Annotated in this window: 28 protein-coding genes; 11 read left to right on the plus strand and 17 right to left on the minus strand. The window is 36.5% G+C overall.

The features are described 5' to 3' along the window. Window positions 1–219 precede the first annotated feature (219 nt). Window positions 220–441, plus strand: a complete 222-nt coding sequence (locus tag PMI13_RS06020) for a hypothetical protein (protein ID WP_007841689.1) — start codon at window positions 220–222, stop codon at window positions 439–441. Between the two features lie 486 nt (window positions 442–927). Continuing rightward, window positions 928–1,131, plus strand: coding sequence for a hypothetical protein (locus PMI13_RS06025; protein WP_007841691.1), 204 nt, complete (start codon window positions 928–930; stop codon window positions 1,129–1,131). Between the two features lie 63 nt (window positions 1,132–1,194). On the opposite strand, the gene PMI13_RS06030 is transcribed toward PMI13_RS06025, so the two are convergent. The 7 genes from PMI13_RS06030 to PMI13_RS20590 all read right to left on the minus strand — a co-directional run bounded on the left by PMI13_RS06030 (window position 1,195) and on the right by PMI13_RS20590 (window position 7,013). Further along, window positions 1,195–1,515: a hypothetical protein gene (locus PMI13_RS06030; protein ID WP_007841698.1), complete on the minus strand. Its 321-nt coding sequence runs from the start codon at window positions 1,513–1,515 to the stop codon at window positions 1,195–1,197. Beyond that, a complete protein-coding gene (locus tag PMI13_RS06035) occupies window positions 1,515–1,931 on the minus strand; it encodes a hypothetical protein (protein ID WP_007841699.1) in 417 nt (138 codons plus the stop codon). Before PMI13_RS06035 ends, PMI13_RS06030 begins: the two co-directional genes overlap by 1 nt. Before the next feature lie 96 nt (window positions 1,932–2,027). Beyond that, complete coding sequence (locus tag PMI13_RS06040; protein WP_007841700.1) at window positions 2,028–2,825, minus strand: hypothetical protein; 798 nt, start codon at window positions 2,823–2,825, stop codon at window positions 2,028–2,030. Between the two features lie 7 nt (window positions 2,826–2,832). Then, complete coding sequence (locus tag PMI13_RS06045) at window positions 2,833–3,591, minus strand: hypothetical protein (RefSeq protein ID WP_007841701.1); 759 nt, start codon at window positions 3,589–3,591, stop codon at window positions 2,833–2,835. Between the two features lie 6 nt (window positions 3,592–3,597). Further along, window positions 3,598–4,368 (minus strand): hypothetical protein, encoded by a 771-nt coding sequence (locus tag PMI13_RS06050; protein ID WP_007841702.1) that lies wholly within the window; start codon window positions 4,366–4,368, stop codon window positions 3,598–3,600. A 146-nt stretch (window positions 4,369–4,514) separates the two neighbouring features. Continuing rightward, a complete protein-coding gene (locus PMI13_RS20585) occupies window positions 4,515–5,276 on the minus strand; it encodes a helix-turn-helix transcriptional regulator (RefSeq protein WP_007841703.1) in 762 nt (253 codons plus the stop codon). Window positions 5,277–5,537: 261 nt separating this feature from the next. Then, window positions 5,538–7,013 carry a tetratricopeptide repeat protein gene (locus tag PMI13_RS20590; protein WP_007841704.1) on the minus strand — a complete coding sequence of 492 codons (1,476 nt, stop codon included), beginning with the start codon at window positions 7,011–7,013 and terminating at the stop codon, window positions 5,538–5,540. Window positions 7,014–7,170: 157 nt separating this feature from the next. Here PMI13_RS20590 and PMI13_RS06065 point away from each other — a divergent pair, with 157 nt between their 5' ends. Continuing rightward, on the plus strand, window positions 7,171–8,331 hold the full coding sequence (locus PMI13_RS06065) for a thioredoxin family protein (protein WP_007841706.1): 1,161 nt from the start codon (window positions 7,171–7,173) through the stop codon (window positions 8,329–8,331). Window positions 8,332–8,487: 156 nt separating this feature from the next. On the opposite strand, the gene PMI13_RS06070 is transcribed toward PMI13_RS06065, so the two are convergent. Continuing rightward, the gene (locus PMI13_RS06070) at window positions 8,488–9,510 is read right to left on the minus strand and encodes a 3-oxoacyl-ACP synthase III family protein (protein WP_007841707.1); all 1,023 of its coding nucleotides are present in this window, start codon (window positions 9,508–9,510) and stop codon (window positions 8,488–8,490) included. 73 nt (window positions 9,511–9,583) lie between these two features. Here PMI13_RS06070 and PMI13_RS06075 point away from each other — a divergent pair, with 73 nt between their 5' ends. The 3 genes from PMI13_RS06075 to PMI13_RS20860 all read left to right on the plus strand — a co-directional run bounded on the left by PMI13_RS06075 (window position 9,584) and on the right by PMI13_RS20860 (window position 12,569). Then, window positions 9,584–10,483 (plus strand): magnesium transporter CorA family protein, encoded by a 900-nt coding sequence (locus PMI13_RS06075; protein ID WP_007841708.1) that lies wholly within the window; start codon window positions 9,584–9,586, stop codon window positions 10,481–10,483. Window positions 10,484–10,725: 242 nt separating this feature from the next. Continuing rightward, a complete protein-coding gene (locus PMI13_RS06080) occupies window positions 10,726–12,312 on the plus strand; it encodes a patatin-like phospholipase family protein (protein ID WP_007841709.1) in 1,587 nt (528 codons plus the stop codon). Beyond that, a complete protein-coding gene (locus PMI13_RS20860; protein WP_238536285.1) occupies window positions 12,309–12,569 on the plus strand; it encodes a DUF2199 domain-containing protein in 261 nt (86 codons plus the stop codon). The genes PMI13_RS06080 and PMI13_RS20860 overlap by 4 nt, the downstream gene beginning before the upstream one ends. A gap of 175 nt (window positions 12,570–12,744) precedes the next feature. Here PMI13_RS20860 and PMI13_RS06090 read toward each other — a convergent pair whose 3' ends face one another. Next, complete coding sequence (locus tag PMI13_RS06090) at window positions 12,745–13,275, minus strand: NAD(P)H-dependent oxidoreductase (RefSeq protein ID WP_007841710.1); 531 nt, start codon at window positions 13,273–13,275, stop codon at window positions 12,745–12,747. Between the two features lie 91 nt (window positions 13,276–13,366). Between PMI13_RS06090 and PMI13_RS06095 the strand changes: the two genes are divergently transcribed. Beyond that, a complete protein-coding gene (locus PMI13_RS06095) occupies window positions 13,367–13,738 on the plus strand; it encodes a winged helix-turn-helix transcriptional regulator (RefSeq protein WP_007841711.1) in 372 nt (123 codons plus the stop codon). A 51-nt stretch (window positions 13,739–13,789) separates the two neighbouring features. Next, the gene (locus PMI13_RS06100) at window positions 13,790–14,299 is read left to right on the plus strand and encodes a hypothetical protein (protein WP_007841713.1); all 510 of its coding nucleotides are present in this window, start codon (window positions 13,790–13,792) and stop codon (window positions 14,297–14,299) included. Between the two features lie 112 nt (window positions 14,300–14,411). Here PMI13_RS06100 and PMI13_RS06105 read toward each other — a convergent pair whose 3' ends face one another. The 4 genes from PMI13_RS06105 to PMI13_RS06120 form a co-directional block, all read right to left on the minus strand. Next, entirely contained in the window at window positions 14,412–14,960 is a 549-nt protein-coding gene (locus PMI13_RS06105) for a DNA-3-methyladenine glycosylase I (RefSeq protein ID WP_007841714.1), read from the minus strand. 87 nt (window positions 14,961–15,047) lie between these two features. Continuing rightward, the gene (locus PMI13_RS06110; protein ID WP_007841715.1) at window positions 15,048–15,284 is read right to left on the minus strand and encodes a nucleoside triphosphate pyrophosphohydrolase family protein; all 237 of its coding nucleotides are present in this window, start codon (window positions 15,282–15,284) and stop codon (window positions 15,048–15,050) included. After that, window positions 15,271–16,203: a helix-turn-helix domain-containing protein gene (locus tag PMI13_RS06115; RefSeq protein ID WP_007841718.1), complete on the minus strand. Its 933-nt coding sequence runs from the start codon at window positions 16,201–16,203 to the stop codon at window positions 15,271–15,273. The genes PMI13_RS06110 and PMI13_RS06115 overlap by 14 nt, the downstream gene beginning before the upstream one ends. A 140-nt stretch (window positions 16,204–16,343) precedes the next feature. Further along, complete coding sequence (locus PMI13_RS06120; protein WP_007841720.1) at window positions 16,344–17,150, minus strand: SDR family oxidoreductase; 807 nt, start codon at window positions 17,148–17,150, stop codon at window positions 16,344–16,346. A 155-nt stretch (window positions 17,151–17,305) separates the two neighbouring features. Here PMI13_RS06120 and PMI13_RS06125 point away from each other — a divergent pair, with 155 nt between their 5' ends. Genes PMI13_RS06125 through PMI13_RS06135 form a run of 3 tightly spaced genes read left to right on the plus strand, consistent with a single transcriptional unit; the run spans window position 17,306 to window position 19,632 of the window. After that, a complete protein-coding gene (locus PMI13_RS06125) occupies window positions 17,306–18,139 on the plus strand; it encodes a vWA domain-containing protein (protein WP_007841721.1) in 834 nt (277 codons plus the stop codon). A gap of 48 nt (window positions 18,140–18,187) precedes the next feature. Then, window positions 18,188–18,577, plus strand: a complete 390-nt coding sequence (locus tag PMI13_RS06130) for a hypothetical protein (protein WP_034670424.1) — start codon at window positions 18,188–18,190, stop codon at window positions 18,575–18,577. Between the two features lie 44 nt (window positions 18,578–18,621). Continuing rightward, complete coding sequence (locus PMI13_RS06135) at window positions 18,622–19,632, plus strand: TQO small subunit DoxD (protein WP_007841725.1); 1,011 nt, start codon at window positions 18,622–18,624, stop codon at window positions 19,630–19,632. Window positions 19,633–19,757: 125 nt separating this feature from the next. Here PMI13_RS06135 and PMI13_RS06140 read toward each other — a convergent pair whose 3' ends face one another. From PMI13_RS06140 to PMI13_RS06155, 4 genes are all read right to left on the minus strand, one after another. Beyond that, window positions 19,758–21,335, minus strand: a complete 1,578-nt coding sequence (locus PMI13_RS06140) for a DHA2 family efflux MFS transporter permease subunit (RefSeq protein ID WP_007841727.1) — start codon at window positions 21,333–21,335, stop codon at window positions 19,758–19,760. Window positions 21,336–21,466: 131 nt separating this feature from the next. Then, entirely contained in the window at window positions 21,467–22,579 is a 1,113-nt protein-coding gene (locus tag PMI13_RS06145) for an HlyD family secretion protein (RefSeq protein WP_007841728.1), read from the minus strand. A gap of 13 nt (window positions 22,580–22,592) precedes the next feature. Continuing rightward, window positions 22,593–23,915, minus strand: coding sequence for a TolC family protein (locus PMI13_RS06150; RefSeq protein WP_007841729.1), 1,323 nt, complete (start codon window positions 23,913–23,915; stop codon window positions 22,593–22,595). Further along, window positions 23,899–24,525, minus strand: a complete 627-nt coding sequence (locus PMI13_RS06155) for a TetR/AcrR family transcriptional regulator (protein ID WP_007841731.1) — start codon at window positions 24,523–24,525, stop codon at window positions 23,899–23,901. Before PMI13_RS06155 ends, PMI13_RS06150 begins: the two co-directional genes overlap by 17 nt. Window positions 24,526–24,819 lie beyond the last annotated feature (294 nt).

Here is a 24,819-nt window from a genome sequence, read left to right on the forward strand (position 1 = left end):
TATTATGGCCTCGAATTTTATTTCGGGGCTTTTTTTATGAGTTATGAGTTATGAGTTATGAGTTATGAGTTATGAGTGGAAATTAAGTGCTTGTCTCAATCTTGGTCTGAAATATTCTTTTTTAACAAAATTTAATCATTTTTATTTATTTTTTAATAATCTGCAACCCTTGTTCGGAATGGTTATTGAACTTTTACCGGCACACCAAAGAAGAATATTATGAAAAAGTTTTTGTTATTAACCTTAGGTTTAGGAATATTTGCAGTGAGCTGCGGAACTAAGGAACCACAGATGTCATCGAGTAAAACAGATTCTACAGCAACAGCAGTAGACACAGTGAAAACTGTACCCCCTGTTGCTACAGATACAATGAATACGAAAATGACAAATCCTGATGCAGCAAAAATTCAGGATACTGTTGCAGCTCCTGTAACTAAATAAAGTGAACTTAACCAAAAATGGAAAATCCGTAGATGAAAGCTCTGCGGATTTTTTGATTTCATTTACAGTTCCTCTAATAGAAACTTTAATCGGTTTTTTATAATGACAGATAAGGTTTGAAATGAATTTTCCGTTATCCTTTCCGATTGCTTTAATGGAGTTATTTCCTAATTCCAGCTCTGCATTTTCACAAATTGATATGATACTGTAATTATTCGGGAAAGTCAGGTACTCTATATCCGGATTGGTTTCTTTTTTAGTAAGAAAATAATATCCATCCATATATTCCGCCAATACAGCATTCCTAGGTTTAAATAATTCCATTTTCATAATAAAAAACATTTGCGATTCAACAATAAGTAGTATGTTTTTCTGAATTATTACAAAATATTTTAAAATTTTACAGAAACAGAATAAGTCTTACGATATTAATAAATATGAATATTTTTCTATATTTGGTTTGTACTAAATACTAAAAGAACTATTATGAAAAAATTATGGATAGGAGCCATATTGGGCTTATCATTTTTAGGAAGCTGTGCTCAGAATAAGGAAAAAAGAGAAGAATTTAAAGATGAGCACGACAAGAGTGCCATAAGGAACAGCATGGGCGATTCTGCCGTTGCCAATTCCGAACCGGCCGCTGCTATAACAGACAGTACAAAAGCAGACAGCATGAAAACAAAATAAACAAAACCCGCGGAAATTCTGCGGGTTTTTATTGAAAAGCTGGCCCAAAATTTGGGTCAGCTTTTATTTTTTATACTTTTTTTTCCATATCGTAATTGAATTCCGGCTGAGTTTAAAATGTCTTGCCAACTGTGAATTATTAAGCTTATTCTCTTCCTGATAAACTAATATCTGTGAAATGGTGTACTCATCATACATTCTGTGTCTTTGATTGAATATTTCAGTCTGTTTATCTGTATCAAAAATGATTTCATTAAGTTTAATAATATCCAGGGCTGCCAATTTTGCTTTTTCCAAAATCGGAATACACCTGCTTTTTTTCTCAGGATATTTTTCATTGAGAATATCCCAATATATTTTTTTATAATCAGGTACAGTACTCATTATTTATATTTTGCAAGCCATTTGTGCAGAGTCGTTTTAGGAATCCTATATTCTTCCAGTACCTGTTTTTTAGTTTTTTTTCCGGTATCTAAAGTTTCTATGATAAAGTCTATCATTTCTTTGGTATAAATATTTTTCTCCTTCACCGGAAATAATCTGGAATCCTTATCAGAAGCAGAAACCGGAGGTGCATAAAGTATCAGATGCTGGGAATAGAGCCTGAAGAGATCATATTCCAACAGTTTACTCCATTTCAACATCAGCTCAGTTTCCATGCTTTTAGCTTCGTAAATGAATTGAACATCACTTTCCTGTACTTTAAATACTTTTTTTATCCGGGAAAAACTTATTCCACGGTCTGCCACACATTGCCTGATCATACTCCCGATATGGATTTCCCTGAAGTTTTCTTCCATGTTTTTCGGTATTACATGTTTAAAAAAAGGCCTCCTTTTTTTGACATCATCGGTGAATTATGAGGGAACACAACATTTCAGGAGGCCATAAAGTAATTAAAAATGCTTTCTGATCGTAATATTTGAATTGGTATTTGTAGATAAAGTACTTGAAACATCAGCCCTCATCCGGTATTGTATATTGATTACCGTTCCGGCAGTCAGTTGTCCCATCCAATACAGCGGCATATCTCCTTGAGCGCCACCTGCCCCGGTTCCATAATATGAAATAGCCAGAACTGTGGACGTTGTTGCATTAAATATTCGCGCTCCAAAAGCTTTCGTTACTCCGTTTGTAGAAGATAATCTTAAAGAAATATCTCCAAAGAAAGAGTACAAACCTGTAGCTGGTATCGTGAAAGAACCGGATGCATGTATATTTCCGGAATCCAGTCTTTCAGTTGTAAAATTCATGGTCGTCCAGGCAGAATAAGCAGAGGCAGTATACGCTGCATTTACTGTTGCCGGACTTCCGGCAAATAAAACCTGGGTAATATTTTTGTTACTGATTTCTGACCGTACGTCAGAGATCTCTCCTATTCCTTCCCATTGAGTTCCGGTCCAGATATAAAAAGTATCTTTCAATACATTATTCGGAGTAGTGCCTGCATCTGCAAGATTATAAACCAAAACTCCCTGATCTGTAGAATTCAAAGAAGAAATCACAGGAATTGTGGAAACATCATTAACCCCCGAAAGCTGTACTCTTGGAATAAGCAATCCTTTATTGGTACTGAATAAATCAAGAATAGTGCTTGCATCCGGGTTACTTAATCCTATACCCACCTGCGCCTTGTTGTTGCTAATGCCTGAAAGAATGATAAGGACATATATTATTTTAATTTGTGTTTTCATAGAATCATTATTGATATTTATAAATGTTAAGGGTGCCAGACTGTATTCTGTAATTATTGGCTGTATAGGTATACTCAAAAGTCAGCAAGTCATTTACTGTAAGATTTTGTGTACTGATGGTTGTGGTATACATCCGGTTGTTAATTACATTATCTCTTCCATAGCTGCTTGCAAAGTTTGCGGTTCCCTTCAGTATATTTTGTGTTGTAGTTCCGCCATTATTCCCTGTATTGGACATATCCGTGATAAACTCTATCATATATATTCCCGATGCAGGAATTTTGTACTGGTTGGCAGCAGTAACCCAGCCTGAATATTTATCTATGATAATTTCAGCAGCACTCAGTGTAAGTTTGGTAAAAGCCCCTCCGGCTGCACTTCCTAAAGATGTAATAGGTTTTTGTCCGATTGCTGCGCTGAATACCAACAGGGGAATCTGCGATGTAGAAATAATTTCTTCAGTGGCCGTAAACGTTGCCTGGGAATGATACCTGTTGTCACTTCCCCAATATCCGATTCCTTTTGCAATATCATTGCCGGCATCTGAACTCGTGTTGTAAAAAAACAGTCCGACAGCCGGTGAAGCAACAGGTGTTACAGTATTGGTTCTGTTGGTTATTGATAACCCGGGGATTCTTAAAGCTTTTGAATTGGAATCTAATTTCAGGATTGCTGCCTGGGAAACATTAGTAGATCCTATAACAACCTGAGCATTAAACATAGTCATCATTACCCCAAGAAGCAAAATAATCGTTTTTGTTTTCATAGTAATTTAATTTGAAATTCGTGAGATAGAAACATTCGGGTTTGTTACCTGATAGGCTGAATTAGAAGACTGTACCCTGAAGGTAATGATATCATTTACAGCAAGGTTCAGCGTACAGGTACCGGATACTCCTCCAAACTGATATACTTTAGCTGTTCCGTAAGTACAGATGTTCGTTCCATTTTTGAGTACATATACGATAGTTCCGCCAATTGTGTCTCCGGATACATTCCTAAGGTCTGCATTGTAAGAGATAACATATCCACCTGCCTGCTGGATGGCATATCCCGTATAAGCTCCGGCACTCCCCTGCGCTCCGGCGGGTGAATTCTGGTATAGTGTATTGAATGTAAGACCGGAAATAGTACCGGCAGCAATACTTGCCGAAGCCGCTAAGTTACTAGCTGCAAATACAGGAGTGATGAAAGGAACTTTTTCCACTTCTGTTTTTACATTAGCTTTGGTCCACATTTTTTCCCAAACAGTTCCATTATAAGCGTATAATCCTTTATTCACCTGTGTAGTTCCGGATCCTGCAACAGCAGTATTATAAACTACAAAACCCATTTTAGGATTTCCAACTGTAGTAATATCCGTGGCAGATGTAAGGGAAACAACGGGAAGCTGCACTCCTTTATTCGCAGCCACCACCTCTAAAATAGCCGAAGGATCAGGGTTTGTGGTACCTATCCCTACACTTCCTTGTTGTGCGTTAAGAAAACAGGTCACAAAATATAAAGGAAGTAGCAATAATTTCGTTTTTTTTGTTTTTTTCATTTTGTTATTTTTAGAATCGTCATTGCAATTGATTCAACAAAGCAAAGAAACTATTCTAAAAAACTGAAAATATCACCTATCACACATCTATCACATTTTTATAAACAGATAAAAAAACAGTGATTTATTTATCAGAAAAATAAAATTCAGCCCAATGCATTCATCCATAAATAAATATCTTCGTGGGAATGAATATTAAGTTTTTTACGGAGTCTGTTTTTCCGCATCTGAACGGCACGTGTGGTAACGAAAGTGTATTCCGAAATATCTTTTGTAGAAAAGTTCAGCTTAAGTAAGGCACAAAATTTCAGAGTCTCGTTATTGATGTCCGGATAAATTTTGATCAATTCTGAACAAAACCGGGGATAAAGATCTCTGAATCTGGTCAAAAATTCGGGATTATTTTCTTTGGCTAGTTTTACAATCTCTTCAAATCCTTCATGAATTTTAAATTTAAGCTCCTGCGCTTCTTTTTCTTTTTCTTTTATTTTTTCCTGCTTTATCTCTAATTTTTCTTCCAATAATTTTTCTTTTCTTTTATTGATTTTCGCAAAAATCAGTAATAAAAAGCCTGAAAAAAACACAATTAAACAGATGATGTAATAAAACATGAATTCCCGGTCTTTATATTCTTCTTCCCGGTCTTTCATATATTGCTGTACTGGAAGATCCGGTTCTCTATCCCTTATTTCCTTAAGCGTATCCTGTAGTATTTGGTGTGCTGTATTTTCAAATTCGAAATATTCTTTAACGAATGTTTTCAGCTCACTTTCCCATTCTTCTGATAATGATCGGCTTACTATATTCAGATCTGTAATAAGCGGGGCAGATCCATAAACTTTACAAACAAGACCAAATAAGCAAACTAAAAACAGGGTTTTAGCAATAATAGTTTTCACGGGTTTCATATATTATTTTGGAAGTCATTGGTTTAATTGTATTCTACCGACAAAATTTGCTTTTACCCGGTAAAAATTCAATCATTGTGATAGGCATGTATCACCTTAAAAATTATTCACAAAATAAGATAAGTCCCCGGTGACACTCAAAAAATCGAGTATCACACAGGTATCACATTAATGTATATGGTTTATAGTCAATATCATTATATTTAAAGATGTACAGTCCCGGCCTTTAGATGCATTCATGATTTGACTTATTGGTTTTATTTAAATTTCATTTATCCATAGATAAATATCTTCGTCAGAAGGAATATTAAATTTTTTTCTAAGCCGGTTTTTACGGATCTGAACTGCTCTTGGAGTAACAAATGTATATTCCGAGATATCTTTCGTTGAAAAATTCAATTTCAGCAGGGCACAAAACCTGAGAGTTTCATTATTAATATCAGGATACATTTTTAATAAGGAGTTACAAAATTCGGGGTAAATTTCCCTGAATCTGGTCATAAACTCAGGATTATTATCTTTTGCAAGTTCTACCATCTCTTCAAAAGCTTCATTAATCTTGACTTTTAAATTTTCAACTTCATGATGTTTTGCTTCAATCACCTTTGTATTTTTAAGATTTTCTTTTTCCAGTTTCTTTTTCCTGCGAAATACAGAAGTAAGGATTAATAAAAGCAGACCTACCGCAAGCGTTGCCCAATAGAAAATTGTATTACGGTACTTTTTCCCGTCTTGTATTTCAATATTTTTCTTTTGAACCAGATGTTTAAACGGTTCTTTTATATTTTCTTTTTCAAGCGTATTGATACTGTCTTTAAGCTTTACGAATTTTTTCAATTCTTTCTGTGCTTCAGGTAAGTTTTTTTGCTGTTCAGAAATTTTAAACCGAAGTTCATAGAGATATTTAAGACTAGTGAGATCATTCAGCTTTTCCGCATAAATAATTGCACTGTCATTTGATATTTTGGCGTTTTTATAATCCCCTTCATCAAAATAAATGTTGGCAAGATATTTAAACGGAAACACAATCGTAGAACCCGTTCTGTTTTGTGGTACAACTTTCAGGGCTTCTTTAAGATAATATTTTGCTGAATCCTTCTGATGCTGCAGGTACTTTATTTCTCCAATATTGCCATTGAGATATGATTTAAGAATTTCCGTCTTTCTGTTACTGATTTTCAATTTTGAAAGAAAGTAACGGGCTTTATTGTAATAATATAAGGTGGAATCATTATTCTGCTTTCTTCCATACATCACTGCAATATTATTGTAAGACATACTTTTGTAAAAATTTGAACTTTCAGCTTCAGGAATTTTTTCTGATACTATGAGCATTTTTCTGTATTCCTTCAAAGCCTCATCATATTCATTTACTGCAGAATAAATAAGGCCTGTAACTTTGAGAATGTTAAACTGCTGCTCAGGGTTTTGCTTTGTGTATACTTCTTTCTCAGATATTTTAATATACTCCAGGCTCTTGGTGGTTTGTTTCTGATACAGCAAAGCCATTGCAATCCTATAACTGGCAAGTGCAATTCCTTTTGAATAATGAATTTTTTGTGAAGATTCTAAAATTTCATTACTCCGAGCCATATATTCTTCCTGTTTTCCGTCAGCCAAAAGCATTTCAGAAGACCTCAGAGAATCTTCGATATCTTTAATTGAAGAGAAATTCTGTGCCTGCAGGAGCCTGGAATTCAATGGTAAGAAAAGTATAATCAATAAATATCTATTCAAATTTTCAACTGTATTAATTAGTTATCAAAATTAATTATTATAAAATAATATTATATTAAAATATTTTTAATATAACGTTGAGTACTGTAACTTATTTCTCCAAAACAAGACTCATGTATCAACATAATTATTACATTTGTAATCAATAAAAAGTTTTATGAAAAAATTAGCAATATTCTCTTCCATTTTTATTGGAGTTCTTGCTTTCAGCCAGGGAATTAAATTCGAAGACAGCAACTTCACAACCATCCTTGCTAAAGCTAAAAAAGAAAACAAACTTATTTTTATCGACGCTTATGCATCATGGTGCGGACCCTGTAAGCTGATGGTAAAAAATATCTTCCCGCTTAAGACTGTGGGAGATTATTATAACTCTAATTTCATCAATGCAAAAATTGATATGGAAAAAGGAGAAGGTATCGATCTGGCAAAAAAATACAATGTTAAAGCCTACCCTACTTACCTTTTTGTGAACGGTGACGGAGAAGAAGTGCACAGAACACTGGGCTATGTAGAAGAAAAAGATTTTATCCAGTTTGCAAAAGATGCAGGCGACCCGAATAAGAGACTGGCGGCTTTAAAACAAAAATTTGAAAACGGAGAGAAAGATCCTGAGTTTTTAAAGAATCTTGCCGGGCTTACGATGTATAATGATTCTGAATTTGCAGGAAGAGTTATGGATCGTTATTTTCAGGCGAAAACCACATTAGATAAGGAAGATGTTCAGATGTTGCTTTCCGGGGTACAAACTACTGACAGTCCTTTATACAAAACTTTCCAGACAAAAAAAGCGGATATTATCAAAATACTTCCTGCAGACCGCTATGAAATGTTTGATAAAAATATCAAACTGAACAGCATTATGAAAAAAACATATAACGCTGATACTAAAACGTGGGATGATAACTATTTCCTTACAGAATCACAAAAGTTCTTAAGCAAGGAAGAATCTGAGAAAATTTTAAAAAGAGCAAAAGCAGGCAGAGCTTTGAAGAATAAAGATATTGCTACTTATGAAAAGTTGAGTCTTGATTTATACAAAGATTATTCAGCTTTAAGTTCTGAAGAATTAAATTCTGTTGCATGGAATTTCTTTGAGAATGTAAATACCAAGTCTTCTCTTGAAACTGCTGTAAAGTGGGCCCAGGAATCTGTAAAGAAAGACGAAAACTATGCCAATACAGATACATTAGCCAATCTTTATAATAAAGTGGGAGATAAAAAGAATGCTAAATTATGGGCTGAAAAATCTATTGAGCTGGCAAAAAAGACAGGTGAAGATTCCGGTGACACAGAAAAATTACTGAAAAGCCTTTAATACAATCTATAATCAACAAAAAACGCCGCAGATCAAGATCTGCGGCGTTTTTTGCTACACATTTTTTAAACCACCCCGTCAGATCTTTCTGATCTGCCACCCCTCCAGGGGAGGGGAATTACTACCGGTTGGCAATACTTTTATTTTTTTGCCAAATTAGTATTCAAATAATACGCTTCCCCATGTAAATCCGCTTCCGAAAGCTGATAAAAGAACCAGATCTCCCCTTTTTACCTTCCCTAATTCAATGGCTTCACTTAAAGCAATCGGAATAGAGGCTGCTGTTGTATTGCCGTATTTCTGGATATTGTTGTGGATTTTTTCATCCGGCAACCCGAATTTTTGCTGTACAAACTGGGCAATTCTCAAATTGGCCTGATGTGGGATAAACATATCAAGGTCTTCAACTGTTTTTCCTGCTTTATTTAAAGCTTCCTGCATCGTTTCCGGAAATCTTGTTACGGCATGTTTAAATACAAAGTTTCCGTTCATGATCGGATATACTTCTTTATTGGTAACATTTTCAGGCTCTTTTCTCATTCTGTCACTCCAACCGAATTTAGATCCCGGGAACTGGGTACATAATTCATCTGCATATTTTCCTTCAGAATGCATGTTTACTGCTAAAATATCTCCGGCATTTTCATCTTCAGTAGCGGAGAGTAGAATTGCTCCCGCCCCGTCTCCGAAAATTACGGAAACTCCTCTTCCTTCATCGGAGAAATCCAGCCCAAAGGAATGAACTTCAGCTCCTACGACCAGAATATTTTTATACGTTCCGGACTTAATAAAAGCATTGGCCACACTCATTGCATATACAAATCCTGAGCACTGGTTTCTTACATCCAACGCTCCAATCGTATCACAACCGAGCATATCCTGAAGCAAGACTCCACATCCGGGAAAGTAATAATCTGAAGAAAGGGTAGCAAAAACAATATAATCTATATTCTTAGCCGTTAAACCTGCTTGTTTGAGAGCTTTTTCAGAAGCTTTGAAACCTAAATAAGCTGTGGTTTCTTCAGAATCATTTCTGTTTTTTCTGTGCCTTCTTTCTTTAATTCCGGTTCGTTCGGTGATCCATTCGTCATTAGTAGTCATTAATTTAGCTAGATCATCATTCGTTACAACATGATCCGGAACATAAAATCCGATCCCTCTAATTGTACTTTTAATCATATAGTTTTTTTAATTTTGGCAAAGATAGACTTATTTAACACATAGTATTTCAAAATATTAGTATTTTTACTTTATGCCAATTGACACGATATACAGAGACTCCCAATGTGAATGGGTAGACGTAGAGGCCCCGACAGCAGAGGATTTAAAATTTCTTCATGAACGGTATGAAATTAATAATCTTCTTCTGGAAGACACTTTAGATCCTAATCACCTTCCCAAATATGAAGAAGACGGAAGTGTAAAATTCTTCCTGCTTCGTGAAAGTACCGAACTGGAGAGAAAAAACCTCAATACCATCAGTGATATCAGTACTAAAATTGGGATTTTTATTTTGGGGAATACCATTATCACTATCCACAGGATGAAAACCAGAAGTATTACAGAGACCAAGAAACAGGTTTCAGCCACGCAAAATGAAACAAACCCACAGAAAATTGCTTTGATGATTGCTTTACTGATTATGAAAAGTTTTGATGATGAATCTGTAAGTTTGCTGGAAACTATGGATAATATTGAAAATGAAATTTTCCTTAAAAACACCAATCATACCACTCAGATCCGCAGATTATATAAACTGAAAAGAAAATCGGGGCTGAATTCAAGGGTATTGACAATTTCTACTGATGCTATTGATAAGTTTAAACTATTAAACCTGCAGGATTCCGAAATTGTAGATTTAAAAGATAAGCATAAAGATGTGGTTGCCGATTTTGACCACCTGAATATACAGATCACCAACCTTATTTCCATGTTCCTGGCACTTTCAGACCAGAAGGCTAACCAGGTAATGAAAGTTCTTGCAATTTATTCCGTCTATTTTTTACCGATTACATTTATCGCCGGTGTCTACGGAATGAACTTCGACAATATGCCTGAGCTGCGTCATAAAAACGGATATTTTTTTACGTTGGGGCTGATGGCTCTGATTGTTATTGTCACCTTTATTTACGCCAGAAGAAAACAGTGGTGATTTCACTTATCAATAAGGGGGAAAATACTGGGGCAGGTGATCACTAAATATTTTATTTTTATAGGAAGAAATGGTCGTTGCGGAGAATAAAATGATAAAACAATCTCAATAAATAATAGGAAAAGACTGTGCTTCACCTACGGTTTGTAATGACAGGTTAATTAAAGTTTTTTATGTCTTAAAAACAGTAATTGATAAAAACAAATTGAGTCTTTGCGATAAACCCAAACACCAAATCCACCATGAAAACCGATGCTCTTACTAAAATCCTGGAAGAAAATGTTCTTTCACCGGAATCCAAGGATAAGCTTGCTGCTTTGCATGAGAATATTTCATCCAGGGAATTTTCGGATCTTCTGGATGCTGAAGGAAATCAGTATGTAGAATTTGTGCAGGAAGGCGGCGGTGTATGGGGGAGCGCACTCGTAGGGTATCTTTATGGTCTTGAAATCTTTGGAATCCGTTTTCTGAAGGTGGCAGGAACCAGTGCCGGAGCCATCAACACCATGCTTATTGCTTCGTGTAAAACTAAGGAAGAAGCTAAGAGTGAAATCATCAGGGGAATTCTTTTCAACTGGAATTTCGCCGATTTTATGGACGGAAAACCTTATGTGAGGACGACTATTCATGCGATGCTCAACAATAAGAACTTCCTGAAGATAAATGCCATCATTGCCGCAGTCATTATGATCATCCTGGTCATTATCCCTTTTGCAACGTATTCGGAAACCACTCTTAATACCAAACTTTTATTCCTTGTTCCACTGATTCCCATTATTATTGCTTTTTTCTGTCTGAAAAAGTTTTACAATGATTTCAGGAAGCAGAACAGCGGACTTAATCCCGGAAACACTTTTTTAAACAGTATGAAAGATGTTCTGGACGGTTTCGGGATCAAAACAGTAGCCAATCTCAATGAAAAATTTGTACAAAAAGGATTAGAGCTTAACCTCAACTACCGCTATGGGAACGGTATGGAATATTATGCTATCGCTTTAAACAGCATCGAAGAAATTAAAGTGAACAACCTCGAGCATATCGATCAAACGAGATATAAAATTTTCTACGATAGTGCTGTTAACAACGATTATTACAAACAAAACCCTTTTTATCTGTTAAAATCTGAATACATCGTCATCACGACCGATATTAATGCTAAAATAAAAGTCGAGCTGCCTACTATGGCAAATTTATACTGGTCCGAAGAAGAACTGAAGCACATCAGTCCTGCCGAATTTGTGCGTGCTTCAATGTCTGTTCCCTTCTTTTTCGAGCCTTTTCAAAAAAGAATTGACAGGGGCGCCGATTCTGTAAAATACGCCTGGAAATTCTGGATGAATACCAAACCTGAAGATATTTACCCTGCCGGTGTTTTTATCGATGGCGGAAGCATCTCCAATTTCCCGATCGACCTGTTTCACTCTGCTGATGTTTTTTATCCGAGAATGCCTTTGTTTGGGGTACAGCTGACCAGCGATTCGGAAATCAGTTCCGAAAAAGGGAAAACCAGCGAGGAGATTCTGAAAACCCCATTTTCCTATGCCGGAAACATCATCGGTACGCTGAAAGGTTTTAATGACAAATCTTTCCTTACCAAACATACTTTTTATCACCTGTACAGCATCCAGACCGTGAATTGCGGAACCAGCGACTGGCTCAATTTCTTCATGAAAAGAGAGGAAAAAGAAGATCTTTTCAACAAAGGCTTTCAGTCTGCACTCGATTTTCTCAATCAGTTTGACTGGGAAAAATATAAATCCGAAAGAATGATGGTCGCCATGAAAGAGAAAAAGATTCTGAAGGAAGAAGATACGAAAACCGTGGGATAAGGAAATTTGAGTATTTTAGCTATTATTACGAAAATGAAAATTTTGAAACAGGATACTTCGGGTGGCTTTCAAATTATTTTCCCGATTACGATTTTGAAGAAAGAATTCCTACCAATGTGATTGTCAACAATAAAATAGGCAGACCATTTATTTATCCTCATGAAAATTTTGAACATCCGTTTGTAAAAGATTTTTATAATGGGATTGAGAAAAAAGAAGCAGAAAAAAGGATTAACAGGGCTTTAAATAATTCTTAGAACGTATTTCTTTAACTTACTTTTTCTGTATTTAACCCCGGGAATACAATTGGATCCAATGAATTTTAAAGCAGGTGAACTAAAAGGAAACGAAACCATACTGATTGAACTGTAACTCTGAAGAAAAAAAATTTCCTATAAAAGACAAGACTAAGCCTAATCCGGAATAAAAGTTTTATAGTTTATCAATAAACTCCAGATATATAGAAGCACTTCTTTCAATCCATTCTTCTGAAGCATTGAGCTCGATTCCGTAATAGACAAATAAGTTTTTGTACTCTGCTCTTATATACTCAAAAATCAGTTCAAAAGGCTTTGTGAGCTCTTCCATCGTGTATTTATATTTTCCGGAAGCACTGTAGCCTTCTTCATCAATTCCCGCTGTGATAGCTAAAGCCATTTTCTTTCCACCGGCTTTATAACCGCTTTTGCTTCCGTAGGCCCAACCATATGTAAGCACCTCATCAAACCATTTTTTCAGAAGCGGCGGGCTGCTGAACCAGTAAAAAGGAAACTGGAAAATAATTCTGTCATGCTGCTCTATTAGCTCCTGCTCTTTAGCAATATCAATTTTTTCATCAGGATAAGCTTTATATAACTCATGAACTGTATATTTTTCAGGATACAAAGCCAATTCATCCATCCATCTTTTATTGATCAGGGAATTTTCGATATTGGGATGAATGGCAATAATTAATGTTTTCATTTAATTTAAATTTCTATTGCAAAAATAATATTCGTAACTTCCATTTTGTACATTAGCATCCTATTGTATGGTACTATAAAAAAGATAAGTAATGACTAAAATAAAAGAAACTTCTACGAATTTTGCCAATAAAAAAGCATTATCAGATGAATGTCCGGAAGTTTATGCTTCCAATATCATCGGTGGGCAATGGTCTCTGGCCATATGCTGTTATCTGATCAACGGAAAATACAGATTCGGAGAATTAAGGAAACAGCTCCCGAATATTACCGAAAGAATGCTTACCCTTCAGCTGCGAAAACTGGAAGAAAATAAAATCATTTCCCGTACTGTTTACGCTGAGGTTCCGCCACGGGTTGAATATGAACTTACTTCTATCGGTCATCAACTGAAACCAATTATCAAAGAGCTGGAAAAATGGGGAAAAACACATCAAAAAATTGTAAATACTATAGATGATTAAACATTTTTTTGTATTTTTAGTCACAATCAAACACATCAAATAATCAATGGTATGAAAAATTTATTCCCTGTTCTATCTTTACTTTTTATCATCTGTCTCGGAAACACTGCACAGGCTCAGAAAATATCTGACGGACAAACAATTGACGTCAATGGAATGAGCGTTACTTTTAATATTTTAAATAAAGAAAGTGTACAGGCAGGCGGAAAAACTTTTGACCGTTACAAAGTAGCGGCTTCCGTAAAAAACACTTCCAATACATCATATAACATCAGATTATCTTCTTACCCTCAGATCGTCAACAACATCGGACTTGTAGAACTGGATTGCATGAATGCGACCGGAGCCAAACTGACCTCAAAAAAAATTCAACTGAAAATGAAAGCCCAGATGATCAACGTCACCTATTCTGCCTATGATAAATCCGGAAAGTTTGTTAATAATGTCATTCCTGTGACCGGTAGCTATTATTTTGATGCAGGTGATACCATCAGCGATGATGCTATTTTTATTGTTCCTCAGGGTGAAAAGCCGGATGTATCTGTGAGAAGCCTGAAATAATTATCACTTAAACCTTTCATAAGGAATAATTTGTCATTTTACAGAGATTCTGTTACAGGGGTTTCCGATACAAAATTATTCTTCATTTCAAATAATCTCACTCGAGAAGCTATCATTTTTTCCACATTGGTTCGTGCTCCAAAACCGTTATGTACACAGAACAGTTTTCGGAGTGGGCACCTTTCAGATATCCGATGCTCATTAAAAATTCATTCACGATCTCACCGCCGGTAAATTTGAATGTCTTTTTAAATAATTTCATCCATTCCGGTAATGTTTTAGGGTGATGATGTTCCAGCCATTTTTCAAAAGACCCGAATTCTTCCTGAAGCCGGAGAACTGTTTTTGCATTCTCAATAGCAGCATTTACTTTTAGCTTGTTTCTGATAATTCCGGTATCATTCAGCAGTCTTTCCCTATCCTGTTCGCCATAACCGGCTATTTTCTGAATATCAAAATTATCATAAGCCATTCTGAAGCTGTTTTCTTTCCGTAATATCGTTTCCCAGCTCAATCCGGCCTGATTGATTTCCATGATCAGCCTTCCGAATAACTCATTATCATCATGAATCGGAAATCCATAATGATAGTCGTGATAATTTTTATGAAGTGCTTTCCTGTTTTCAGGCTGCATATTTTCTATAACTGAACAATAACTCATTTGAATAGGTTTTCGGTTTTATTTTAAATTTGTTCTAAAGCGTCTTTAATTTCAATTTCGGTGCGGTCGGTCTGCCAATACAATCAGTTACCAGATATTTTCAGCAAACTTATGTTCAAGCTCAGCCGCAGAATCCGGTTTGAGCCATCTTTTCTGGTGTGACATGATATTTCTTCCGATAAGTCCGGCATCAGTAAGATAAGCAAGAGCATCTTCTTCTAATGACCATTCGCTTTTGTGATGCTTTAACTCAAGTTTATGATATTGTTCTCTGATGATTTTCAGGGAACGTTCTATCAGTTCATCAAAATTACTCTGATTCATTATTCGACAGGTTTAAAGATTGCTTAAATTCATTAGGCGTCTTTGCCGTTTTCTTTTTAAAGAGCTTACTGAACGATTGCGGATGCTCAAATCCCAGCTGATAAGCCGTTTCGGAAACTGAAATATTAGGTTCCGACAGATATTCTTTGGCTTTTTCGATTAGTTTTTCGTGAATATGTTGCTGGGCATTTTGCCCTGTATGATGACGGAGCATATCACTTAAATATCTTGGAGTCAGGTTCAGTTGAGACGCTACATATTCCACGGTGGGAAGACCTTTTATTCCTTTTTCCTGATCAAAAAAATCATCCAGGAGGTTTTCCATTTTTGTTAAAACATCAATATTTACGGATTTTCTGGTAATAAACTGCCGGTTGTAAAACCGGTTGCTGTAAGTAAGCAGCAGTTCTATCTGAGAAATGATCACATCCTGGCTGAACTGGTCAATTCTTTCATTCAGCTCATTCTGAATATTCTTAAAAATATCAGCTATCATTTTCTTTTCTTTTTCGGAAAGGTATAATGCTTCAGCCGCCGAATATGAAAAAAAACCATATTTTTTCATCTTCTGAGCCAGAGGATAAGATCTGACAAAATCAGGATGCATATGTAATGACATTCCATTGTAATCAGCTTCTTCATAATCCATTCTGAGCACCTGGCCGGGCGAAACAAAAGACAATCCTCCGTTTTCAAAATCATAATATCCTTGTCCGTACCGGACCTTCCCATTGAATTTTGTTTTAAAGGAGATCTTATAAAAATCCGATTTCGTCCCATTTCTGAAAGCTTCGGGATCAAAACGGGTGTCATCATAATCAACAATACTGATCAGCGGATGCAGCGGCTCCGGAATTCCCATTGCTTCATGCAGAACCGATAAAGAACGGAAATGGAAAGGTAGTTTTGTACTTTTCATGTTACAAATATAGGGGGTGATGGTGACAACTGTTAGTCAGTAGGAGTAAAAGTTATGAGTTATGAGTTATAAGTTATGAGTTGGGAGCTATCGTTTACTGAGATTGGTTTTCCGGGCTCTAACTTCCAGCCTCTACCCTTCTAAAATATAAAGCCTGATTTTATTTTTTGAACATGAGCTTCTGTTCCTATAGTGGTTCTTTCTTGATATAGGGCAATGGCATCTTTACCCGCTATATATCTCAGCTGGTCTTTCCCGTCTGTTGCTGCTTCGTAAATTACATTTGCAATATCTTCCGCTTTAGAATAATTGACAATCTGTTCCGGGCTGTAACCTTCCTGAACTTTAGTGATTAATTTCTGATAAGCTTCATGATAGGCACCATCGAGTGAGCGGCCAGCAAAATCGGTTTGTATTCCTCCCGGAGCAACCACTTTTACTTTAATTCCAAACTGCGCCAGCTCATAACCCATAGATTCTGAGAAACCGTCAACTGCATATTTTGTGGCACTGTACACAGAACAGGTCGGAAATCCCATAAGCCCGAAACTTGAAGTAATATTGATCAGAACACCTTCCCGCTTTTCTCTGAAATAAGGGGTGAAGGCTTTTGTAATCCGGATCACACCCATCAGGTTGGTTTCGATCTGTTTTTTGATCTGCTCATCGGTAAATGCTTCCAGAGGGCCAACCAATCCGTATCCCGCATTGTTCAGAACAACATTGATATCATAACGGCTAAGAACATCAGTAATAATTTCATCAAGCTGATCTTTATCGGTAACATCCATTTTCAGGACGGTTACGTTTTCAAGTGCTGTAAGCTCTCTTTCATTGTCTGTTTTCCGCATGGTAGCGATAACGTTCCAGCCTTTGCTTTGAAATAATTGAGCAGCAGACTTTCCTAACCCGGATGAAGCTCCGGTAATGAAAATTGTTTTTTGCATTTTTATTTATTTAATGGTGATGGAGCAAAGGTCTTCAGAAACTGTAAATTAAAAGTAGCCGTATTGAGTTTGGTTGTAGCTGTTTTGACGAATTGAAAAATATTTGAACATCAAATAAAAATAAGTATTTTAGCTTTTTAACCGGAAAATCAATTATGAAACAACTCTCTTTTTTATTGCTTATCTTACTTTTAAGCTGTAGCCAGGCTGACAACAAAGCCGGAAAAAAAGAAATCCCACAACAAAACATTGCACTTTTAGTTGATAACTCAATAACCATGCTCGCCAAAGATTTTAAGCCTAACAGGATCAGTATTCTTAAAAACGCTTTGCAAAAAATAATCAACCATAAAAAAGAAAACCAGGCGTTTTCTATCATTGTATATGCCGGGAATTCATATCTTCTCTGTGCCTTAACAAAGGATAAAAATCAGTTATTATCAGCAGCTGATAAGATAGACACCGGTATTCTTAAGCTAAGGCCCGGAACCAATTTTTCCAATCCACTGTTAAATGGTATACTTTCTTTGAGCAGTGGATTCAGTAATAAATCAATGCTTTTATTCACAGATGGAAAAGAAAACGTTTCATCCTATCCGCTTGATATTCCTCTTCAGGAGCTTATCCGGAATAACATTAAGGTAAATACAGTGATTGTTACACCAAAAGATTTTAAAATAGAACCTACACAAATAGATTATGAAGGTAATTTTATTTTTGAAAAAACGAAAGTTGAACCTTTCGATTACTCGCAACCTAAAAAAATCTCATCAATAACCGGTGGAGTTTTAAACACCTTACATACTAAAGAAGAACTTCTTAAATTTGATTTCAATAAACTTATCTCAGAAAGCCAAAATCAGAAAAAAGTGAATCGTAAAACATTGTCTCAACCCGAAAATGAAAAACTGAGCGCTGTTTATCATGAAATTGAATTGGTTAATGACAGCCTGGCTATCCGGTTTAATCAGCCAAAACCTTCACATTAAATTGATTTTAAAAGGATTATCCGGATAAAAACCTTAGTTTTGCAGGGAATGTCAAATTTAAAGATCAATCTGAAAACCTCTAAAGCAGTTTTAATTCTGCTGATATTGGTATTTTCATTATCTCCATGCTCTGTAAAAAGAGATCTTTTTGATATTTTTGACATTCAGTACATCAGTTCTTTAAATAAGGTAAGAACGACATCCGGTCAGAATCTTACCTGTGACAATTCTACGGAGACCTCATCCGGCAGGACACTGGCTTCCAAAGCTGATTTTAAATTCAAAAAAAATGAATTTCCATTTGAACCGGACCTGATGTTTTTGGTTTTAAAGGAAAATCAGAAAATCAAAAACAACTATTCCGGGTATGCCACCGGAAACAGTCCTCCTAAATATATCTTGTTTAAACGATTGAAATTAGACCTGATTCAGATTTAATCCGGACCATTTTCATATTCAATTATTTAATACAATATACTTTAATGAACAACAATAATTTCAATCGGCAGACTGATATCGCCGGTTTATTTACGTTATCCATCCGGCTTGTAATCGGCTGGACTTATTTCTCAGCTTTCTGGCGCAGACTTATTCTTGAAAACAAACTCATCCCGGATGAAGCCGGATATATCGGGGAAAAATTCAATCATTTTCTGCCCAACGCCCTGGGCATAAAACCCATTATCGAATATCTGGTTACTCATCCTGACTCATTGCAAACTGCAATGGTTTCTTTTACTATTATTGAAGCTGCTGTAGGGCTGTTTATCATATTGGGGTTGTTTACACGATTCATGAGCATCGGAATCCTCGGACTGGCTTTGGGAATTTTACTGGGTTCCGGATGGCTGGGTACCACCTGTCTCGATGAATGGCAGATCGGTGTGTTGGGAATTGCCTGCGGGTTTACCCTGTTTCTTACCGGAAGCAGTTTTTATTCATTAGATCATTATTTTTTAAAGAAAAATTATAACTTCACCCATCAGAAATGGTTTCAATGGGCAGGTTCCGGTAATTTCGCCATTCAAAACCCTAAACGTTTCGTTTTGATTATTTCAGCTGTTATTTTCGGGATAACCCTTTATACCAATCAATACTTTCATGGCGGTGTGTTGGGGAATCTGCATAATAAATCTGTAAAACCCAGGGTTGAAGTCTCCAATATTTCACTCAGGGATTCCGGATTGAAGTTTGAGGTGTACAGAACCGAAGGTGCCGATGTTTACGGATCATTTCTTATCGGAATTCATATCCTGGATGAAAACGGAGTTATTTTAAAGACTTTAAATCATAATGACCTGTCGGAATTCAATCCAGAACATATCAGCAATCATTATGTAGCCAAAGTAAAACCCGGGAAGCACAGTTTAATTATTCCATTGGGAGCTAAAGCTGACTTATTAATTCCCGATATATCAGGTTTTAAAAGTAAAATCCACAGCATAAAGCTTATTGATGTAAGCGGAATTGAATGGGTGGCTATGGTTAAATAATAAAAGAATTTAAACTTTTAAACCATTAAAAAAATAAATTAAAAGGATAGTAAAAAATCCCGTTCGCTTCTGATTGACTTAAAAACAAAAAAACCTCTGAACTTTCAGAGGTTTTTATTTTAAAATTAGTGCATGGTTTCACTCAAATCTATTTTTTCTTTACTTTTTCTTTCTTTTACAAATAAGATAAACGGTATACAGATTAAGAAAGCAACTCCCAGATAAAGGAAAACATCCATATAAGATAATACCGTTGCCTGCTTGGTTACTGACAGGTCGAGCATTTTATAGGCAGCATTCATCGCACCATCCGGAGTCATTCCTTTTGCTATAAAGTTAGCTTTTAAAGCTGCCAGTCTTTGCTGTACTTCGAAACTGTCACCATCAAGGTGGGTGATAAGATTCACCCTGTATTTCTGGCTCGCATTAGCAATAAAGGTAGTAATGGCAGCGATCCCGAAAGATCCGCCCAGCTGCCTCATCATCCCCGTAAATGCGGCTCCCTGGCCAATTTCCTGACCTTTCAAGGTACTTAGGGATAAAGAAGTAATCGGTATGAACAATAGTCCTAATCCGGCTCCCCTTACGATCAGCATCCAGAAAAATGCATCTTTACTGGTATCCGGCGTAAGAATCTTGTAGCCCCAGAAACTGTAGATAAAGAATATCAATAGTCCCAGAGAAACCAGGATTTGTTGTTTTGCCCCTTTTGAAAGCAGTCTTCCGATAATAGGCATCATGAAAGCTGTCGTTAAGGCAGCAGGGATCATTAATGCTCCCGACTGTAAAGCCGTCCATCCTAAAATACTCTGTGTATATAACGGAACAATAAAAGTAGAACCATATAATCCGAATCCCAGTACGAAGGACATGGCCGTTCCGATCCTCAAATTACTGTTCTTTAAAACCCTGAGTTCTACAATCGGATATTTGAAGGTAAGCTCCCGCCAGAGGAACAGGATAAATCCTAATACTGCTGTTATGGTGAAAGTGACAATCATTCCACTGGCAAACCAGTCTTCTTCATGGCCCCTTTCCAAGATAAACTGTAATGATCCTACCGTTACAGCCAACAGGGCAATTCCCAGCCAGTCGACATCGGAGGCTTTCCGCTTCTCTGCATATTTCGGACTTTTTACAAACTGTAAAGTCATTAATGTTGCAGCAATACCAATCGGAATATTGATATAGAAAATATAAGGCCAGCTGAAATTATCAACGATATATCCACCGAGTGGCGGACCTAATGTAGGGCCTATAATTACTCCCAGACCATAAATTGCCTGTGCCATACTTCTTTTTTCAATCGGATAGGATTCGGTAATAATTGTCTGTGAAGTTACCAGTAATGCACCACCACCAATTCCCTGACATAATCTGAAGAATACCAGTTCCCAGATATTGGTGGCATTTCCGCATAAAAATGAAAATATGGTAAATATGATAACCGATGCTGCAAAATAATTTCTACGTCCGAACTGCTGTGAAAGCCAGCTCGTCATCGGCACAATAATTACATTCCCGATGGCATAAGCCGTAATAACCCAGCCTACTTCGGAAAGTGTAGCTCCGAGGTTCCCTTTCATCTCGTTCAGGGCAACGTTCACAATCGTGGAGTCCACAATTTCCAGCAGAGCACAAAGAATCGCCGTAATCGTAATGATTACTCTCCGGGCTCCATATTCTACTAATGAATCTTGCATAGTTTTTTCTTATGTAAAAAAGTGAATTGTCAATAATGAATTAACCTCACTGTCAATTATCTTCTGCATTTTAAAATCCATCAATGACTTGCTTTTGCAAACTGACAATTCACTTATTCACAACTTTAATATTATTTTAGAGAAACTTCAGCTTTCACATTCATTCCTGTTCTTAATCTTTTAGCAATACCCTGATCCAGTTTTACAAAGTCGATTTTTATCGGAAGTCTCTGTACCACTTTCACGAAGTTACCACTTGCGTTATCCGGAGGAAGGATTGAGAATGTAGCACCGGTTGCAGGAGAGAATGAGCTTATCACCCCTTCAAAATCCTGATCAGGAAAAGCATCAATTTTAATTTTTACTTTTTGCCCTTCCACCATTTTATCTACCTGAGTTTCTTTGAAATTAGCCACTACCCATTTCTGATCATTTTTAACAACGCTGAACAGCTGGGCACCTGCCTGCAGATATTGCCCTACCTGAATTGGCACTTTTCCTACAAATCCGTCTTCAGAAGCAACGATAACGGTATACGAAAGATTAAGTCTGGCATTTTCCACATCTACTTCCCTCTGTTTAGCTACAGAATTTGCTACACTGATCTGTTGGGAGCTTGCTGCTGTTTGCGAAGAAGCAATACCTGTTTGCTGGGCAATCTGGTTTCTCTGGTCTACAAAAACCTGTAATTGCTTATCTGCAGTTTGTTTTGCTGCTAAAGCCTGCTCATATTGCTGCTCTGTAATGGAGTGGTCTTTTACAAGGTTGGCGTATCTTTTTAAATCCTGGGAAGTCTTCCAAACGTTTACTTTTGCCGCTTCTATCTGAGCATTTGCTGTTGCTACCGCTGCTTCTGAGCTTCCGATATTTTTGGAAGTTGCCGTAGTAGTAGCCTGTGCAGTAGAAATATTGCTTTTTGCCGTAGATAAAGCTGCCTCAGCCTGTTCCAAAGCCATTTTCTGATCTCTGTTATCTAAAATAACCAGGGTATCTCCTTTTTTTACAAACTGGTTATCTTTTACTTTTACCTGTGCAACATATCCTGAAACTTTAGAAATAACAGGGCTCATGTTTGAAGCAATCTGAGCATCGTCAGTTTCTTCGTGAGTCTGCCCGTAAGAATACGTTCTGTATCCGTAGATTCCGCCTCCTATCAGGACAACGGCTAAAATGATAGGGAAAACTAAACTTTTTTTCTTTTTTGGTTCCAGGTTTTCTGATTGCTGTGTTTTATTATTTTCCATTATGGTAGTATTCTTATTTAATTGTTAAAGTTCCTGTAGTTTGTAATAGTTTTCTGTAAGCCAATGCTGCATCTGCTTTTGCATTAATCACTCCTACATTTGCTGAAATCTGAGCGGCATCTGCATCCAGAAGCTCCGTCATGGTTGCCAAACCGTTATCAAATTTATTTTTGGTTATTCTATAGTTTTCATTAGCCTGAGTAGCTGATTTTTCAAAAACGGCAATTCTCTGCTTTGAATAATCTGTGTTTTGATATTCCCTGTTTACATCAAGCTTGATATTATCATTCAAGAGTTCATTGGTTGCTTCAAGCTGTTTTTCTCTTGCCTGAGACTGTCTCAGAGATGAGTTTTGTTTCCAGAGATTAGCCAGGTTATACTGTATTCCTACTCCAACGTTTACCGCATTGTAGATCGTTAAAAATTTCGGGGCATCCGCTGCGATATAGCCGCCGGTTAAAGCTACTGTAGGATAATTTTCAGCTTTTGCCGCCTTGCTTCCCAGTTGGGCAGCTTTTCTCTGCTGGCTTAAAGCCTGTAAATCTTTGCGGTTCTGCTGTGCCTCATTCAGATAATAGTCTACAGGTTTGGTATCCTGGATTTCATCAATATAATTAGGATCAACTTCCAGTTCCGTTGTTTCAGGAATTCCCAATAAAAGATCCATATTGATATTGGCAATATTATAGTTGTTTTTAGCTTCCAATAGCTGCAGTTCTATATCTGAAGTCTGAAGATTGGCTTTCAAACGGTCATTCCTTGCAATCAGGCCATTGTTTTCCATTTTAAGGAAAGTTTCGTCCCTCTTTTCGGAAGCAACAAGGTTTTCCTGTAAGACTTTTATCGCCTGGTTGGCTTTGAATAAGTTGTTATAGGCCTGTGCCACATTATAAGCTATGGCAATTTTATCATTTTCCGTGCTTAGTTTTGAGGCTTCTACAAGGTATTTTGCAGATTCAATCCCATAGCGTATTCTTCCGCCTGAGTACAAAGGCATAGAAAGGTTGGCCTGTCCAAGAAATACAGATTTTGGCGCTGCCATTTCACCGCCTCCTCCTGATCCTGATTCTCCAAGAAATTTCAGGTCTACTTTTGCATTCGTTAAACGCATGTATTGCCCTGAAAGCTTAAAATCAGGGAGCTGTTTATTTTTTGCTTCCAGAAGATCTGCTGTAGCCTCTTCTATTTTGGCAGCATCAATCTTAAGGTTTTTGCTGTTCCGGATTCCCAACTGTACCGCTTCATCGAGGCTGAGTTGTTTTTTCTCCTGAGCATTTGCACTTATAATTCCTGTAAACAGGGAAAGTGCAATCACTGAATTATTTATTCTCTTCATAACCCAAAAGGTCTTTTAGTAAATACTTTATATGTTTATTAAGTTCTGTGTAGTATTTTTCGTCAAAAACGTCATCATCTTCAGTATCATTTAAGAATTCCTTATACATTTCCCTTGCATTGGACGCATAAAATAATGTTCCGCTTACTGTGGCATGAAGCAGGTAAATAGGAGGATTCTTTGTGAAAATTCCTTTTTTCAGGCCGCTTTCCAGTATCTGTGAATACATAGAGATAAAGCCCATTTTCGTTTGTTTAAGAAATTCCAGCATTTGTGGATTTTCCGAGTGAAGCTGCTCACGCTGCATGATCCTGTAAAAACATTTATGGTTTCTAACCCTTCCTGCAAACTGATCTACTATTTTTTCTATTTTTTCCCATTCATTGATATCGGTTCTCTCTATAGTGTCTTTTGAAAAAAACTGCCCTTCATTCATTCTGTATTCCACCAGTTTTTCATACAGCTTTTCTTTTGAACCGAAATAATAAGAGATCATAGAAATATTTACATTCGCCGCTTTGGAAATTTCCCGGGTGGAAGTTCCGTCAAAACCTTTCTCTGCAAAAAGTTTTTCTGCGGCAAAAAGTATATTTTCTTCTTTTGAAATCATATCACTTCTATTTTTCAGGGTGCAAATTTACACAAGATTTCGAATAAATCAAACGATTGATTGATTATTTAATATATTTTTAATTTTGGTTAATGTAACTTTCTAAGATTCAATCTATTTATATTAATAAAAAAATAAGATTCTGATCAACTATTCAATAATTTAAACAATAACCAGCCGATTTAATTTACATTTTTCGTAAGCGAAAGCTGGTTTCTGCTGTAAGAAAAAAAATTTAAAAACAAGAGGCTGTCTCAAAAGTGAGACAGTCTTTTTTTTATGCTCAAAAAGAAA

The sequence above is a fragment of the Chryseobacterium populi genome (assembly GCF_000282115.1).
GTDB lineage: Bacteria > Bacteroidota > Bacteroidia > Flavobacteriales > Weeksellaceae > Chryseobacterium > Chryseobacterium populi.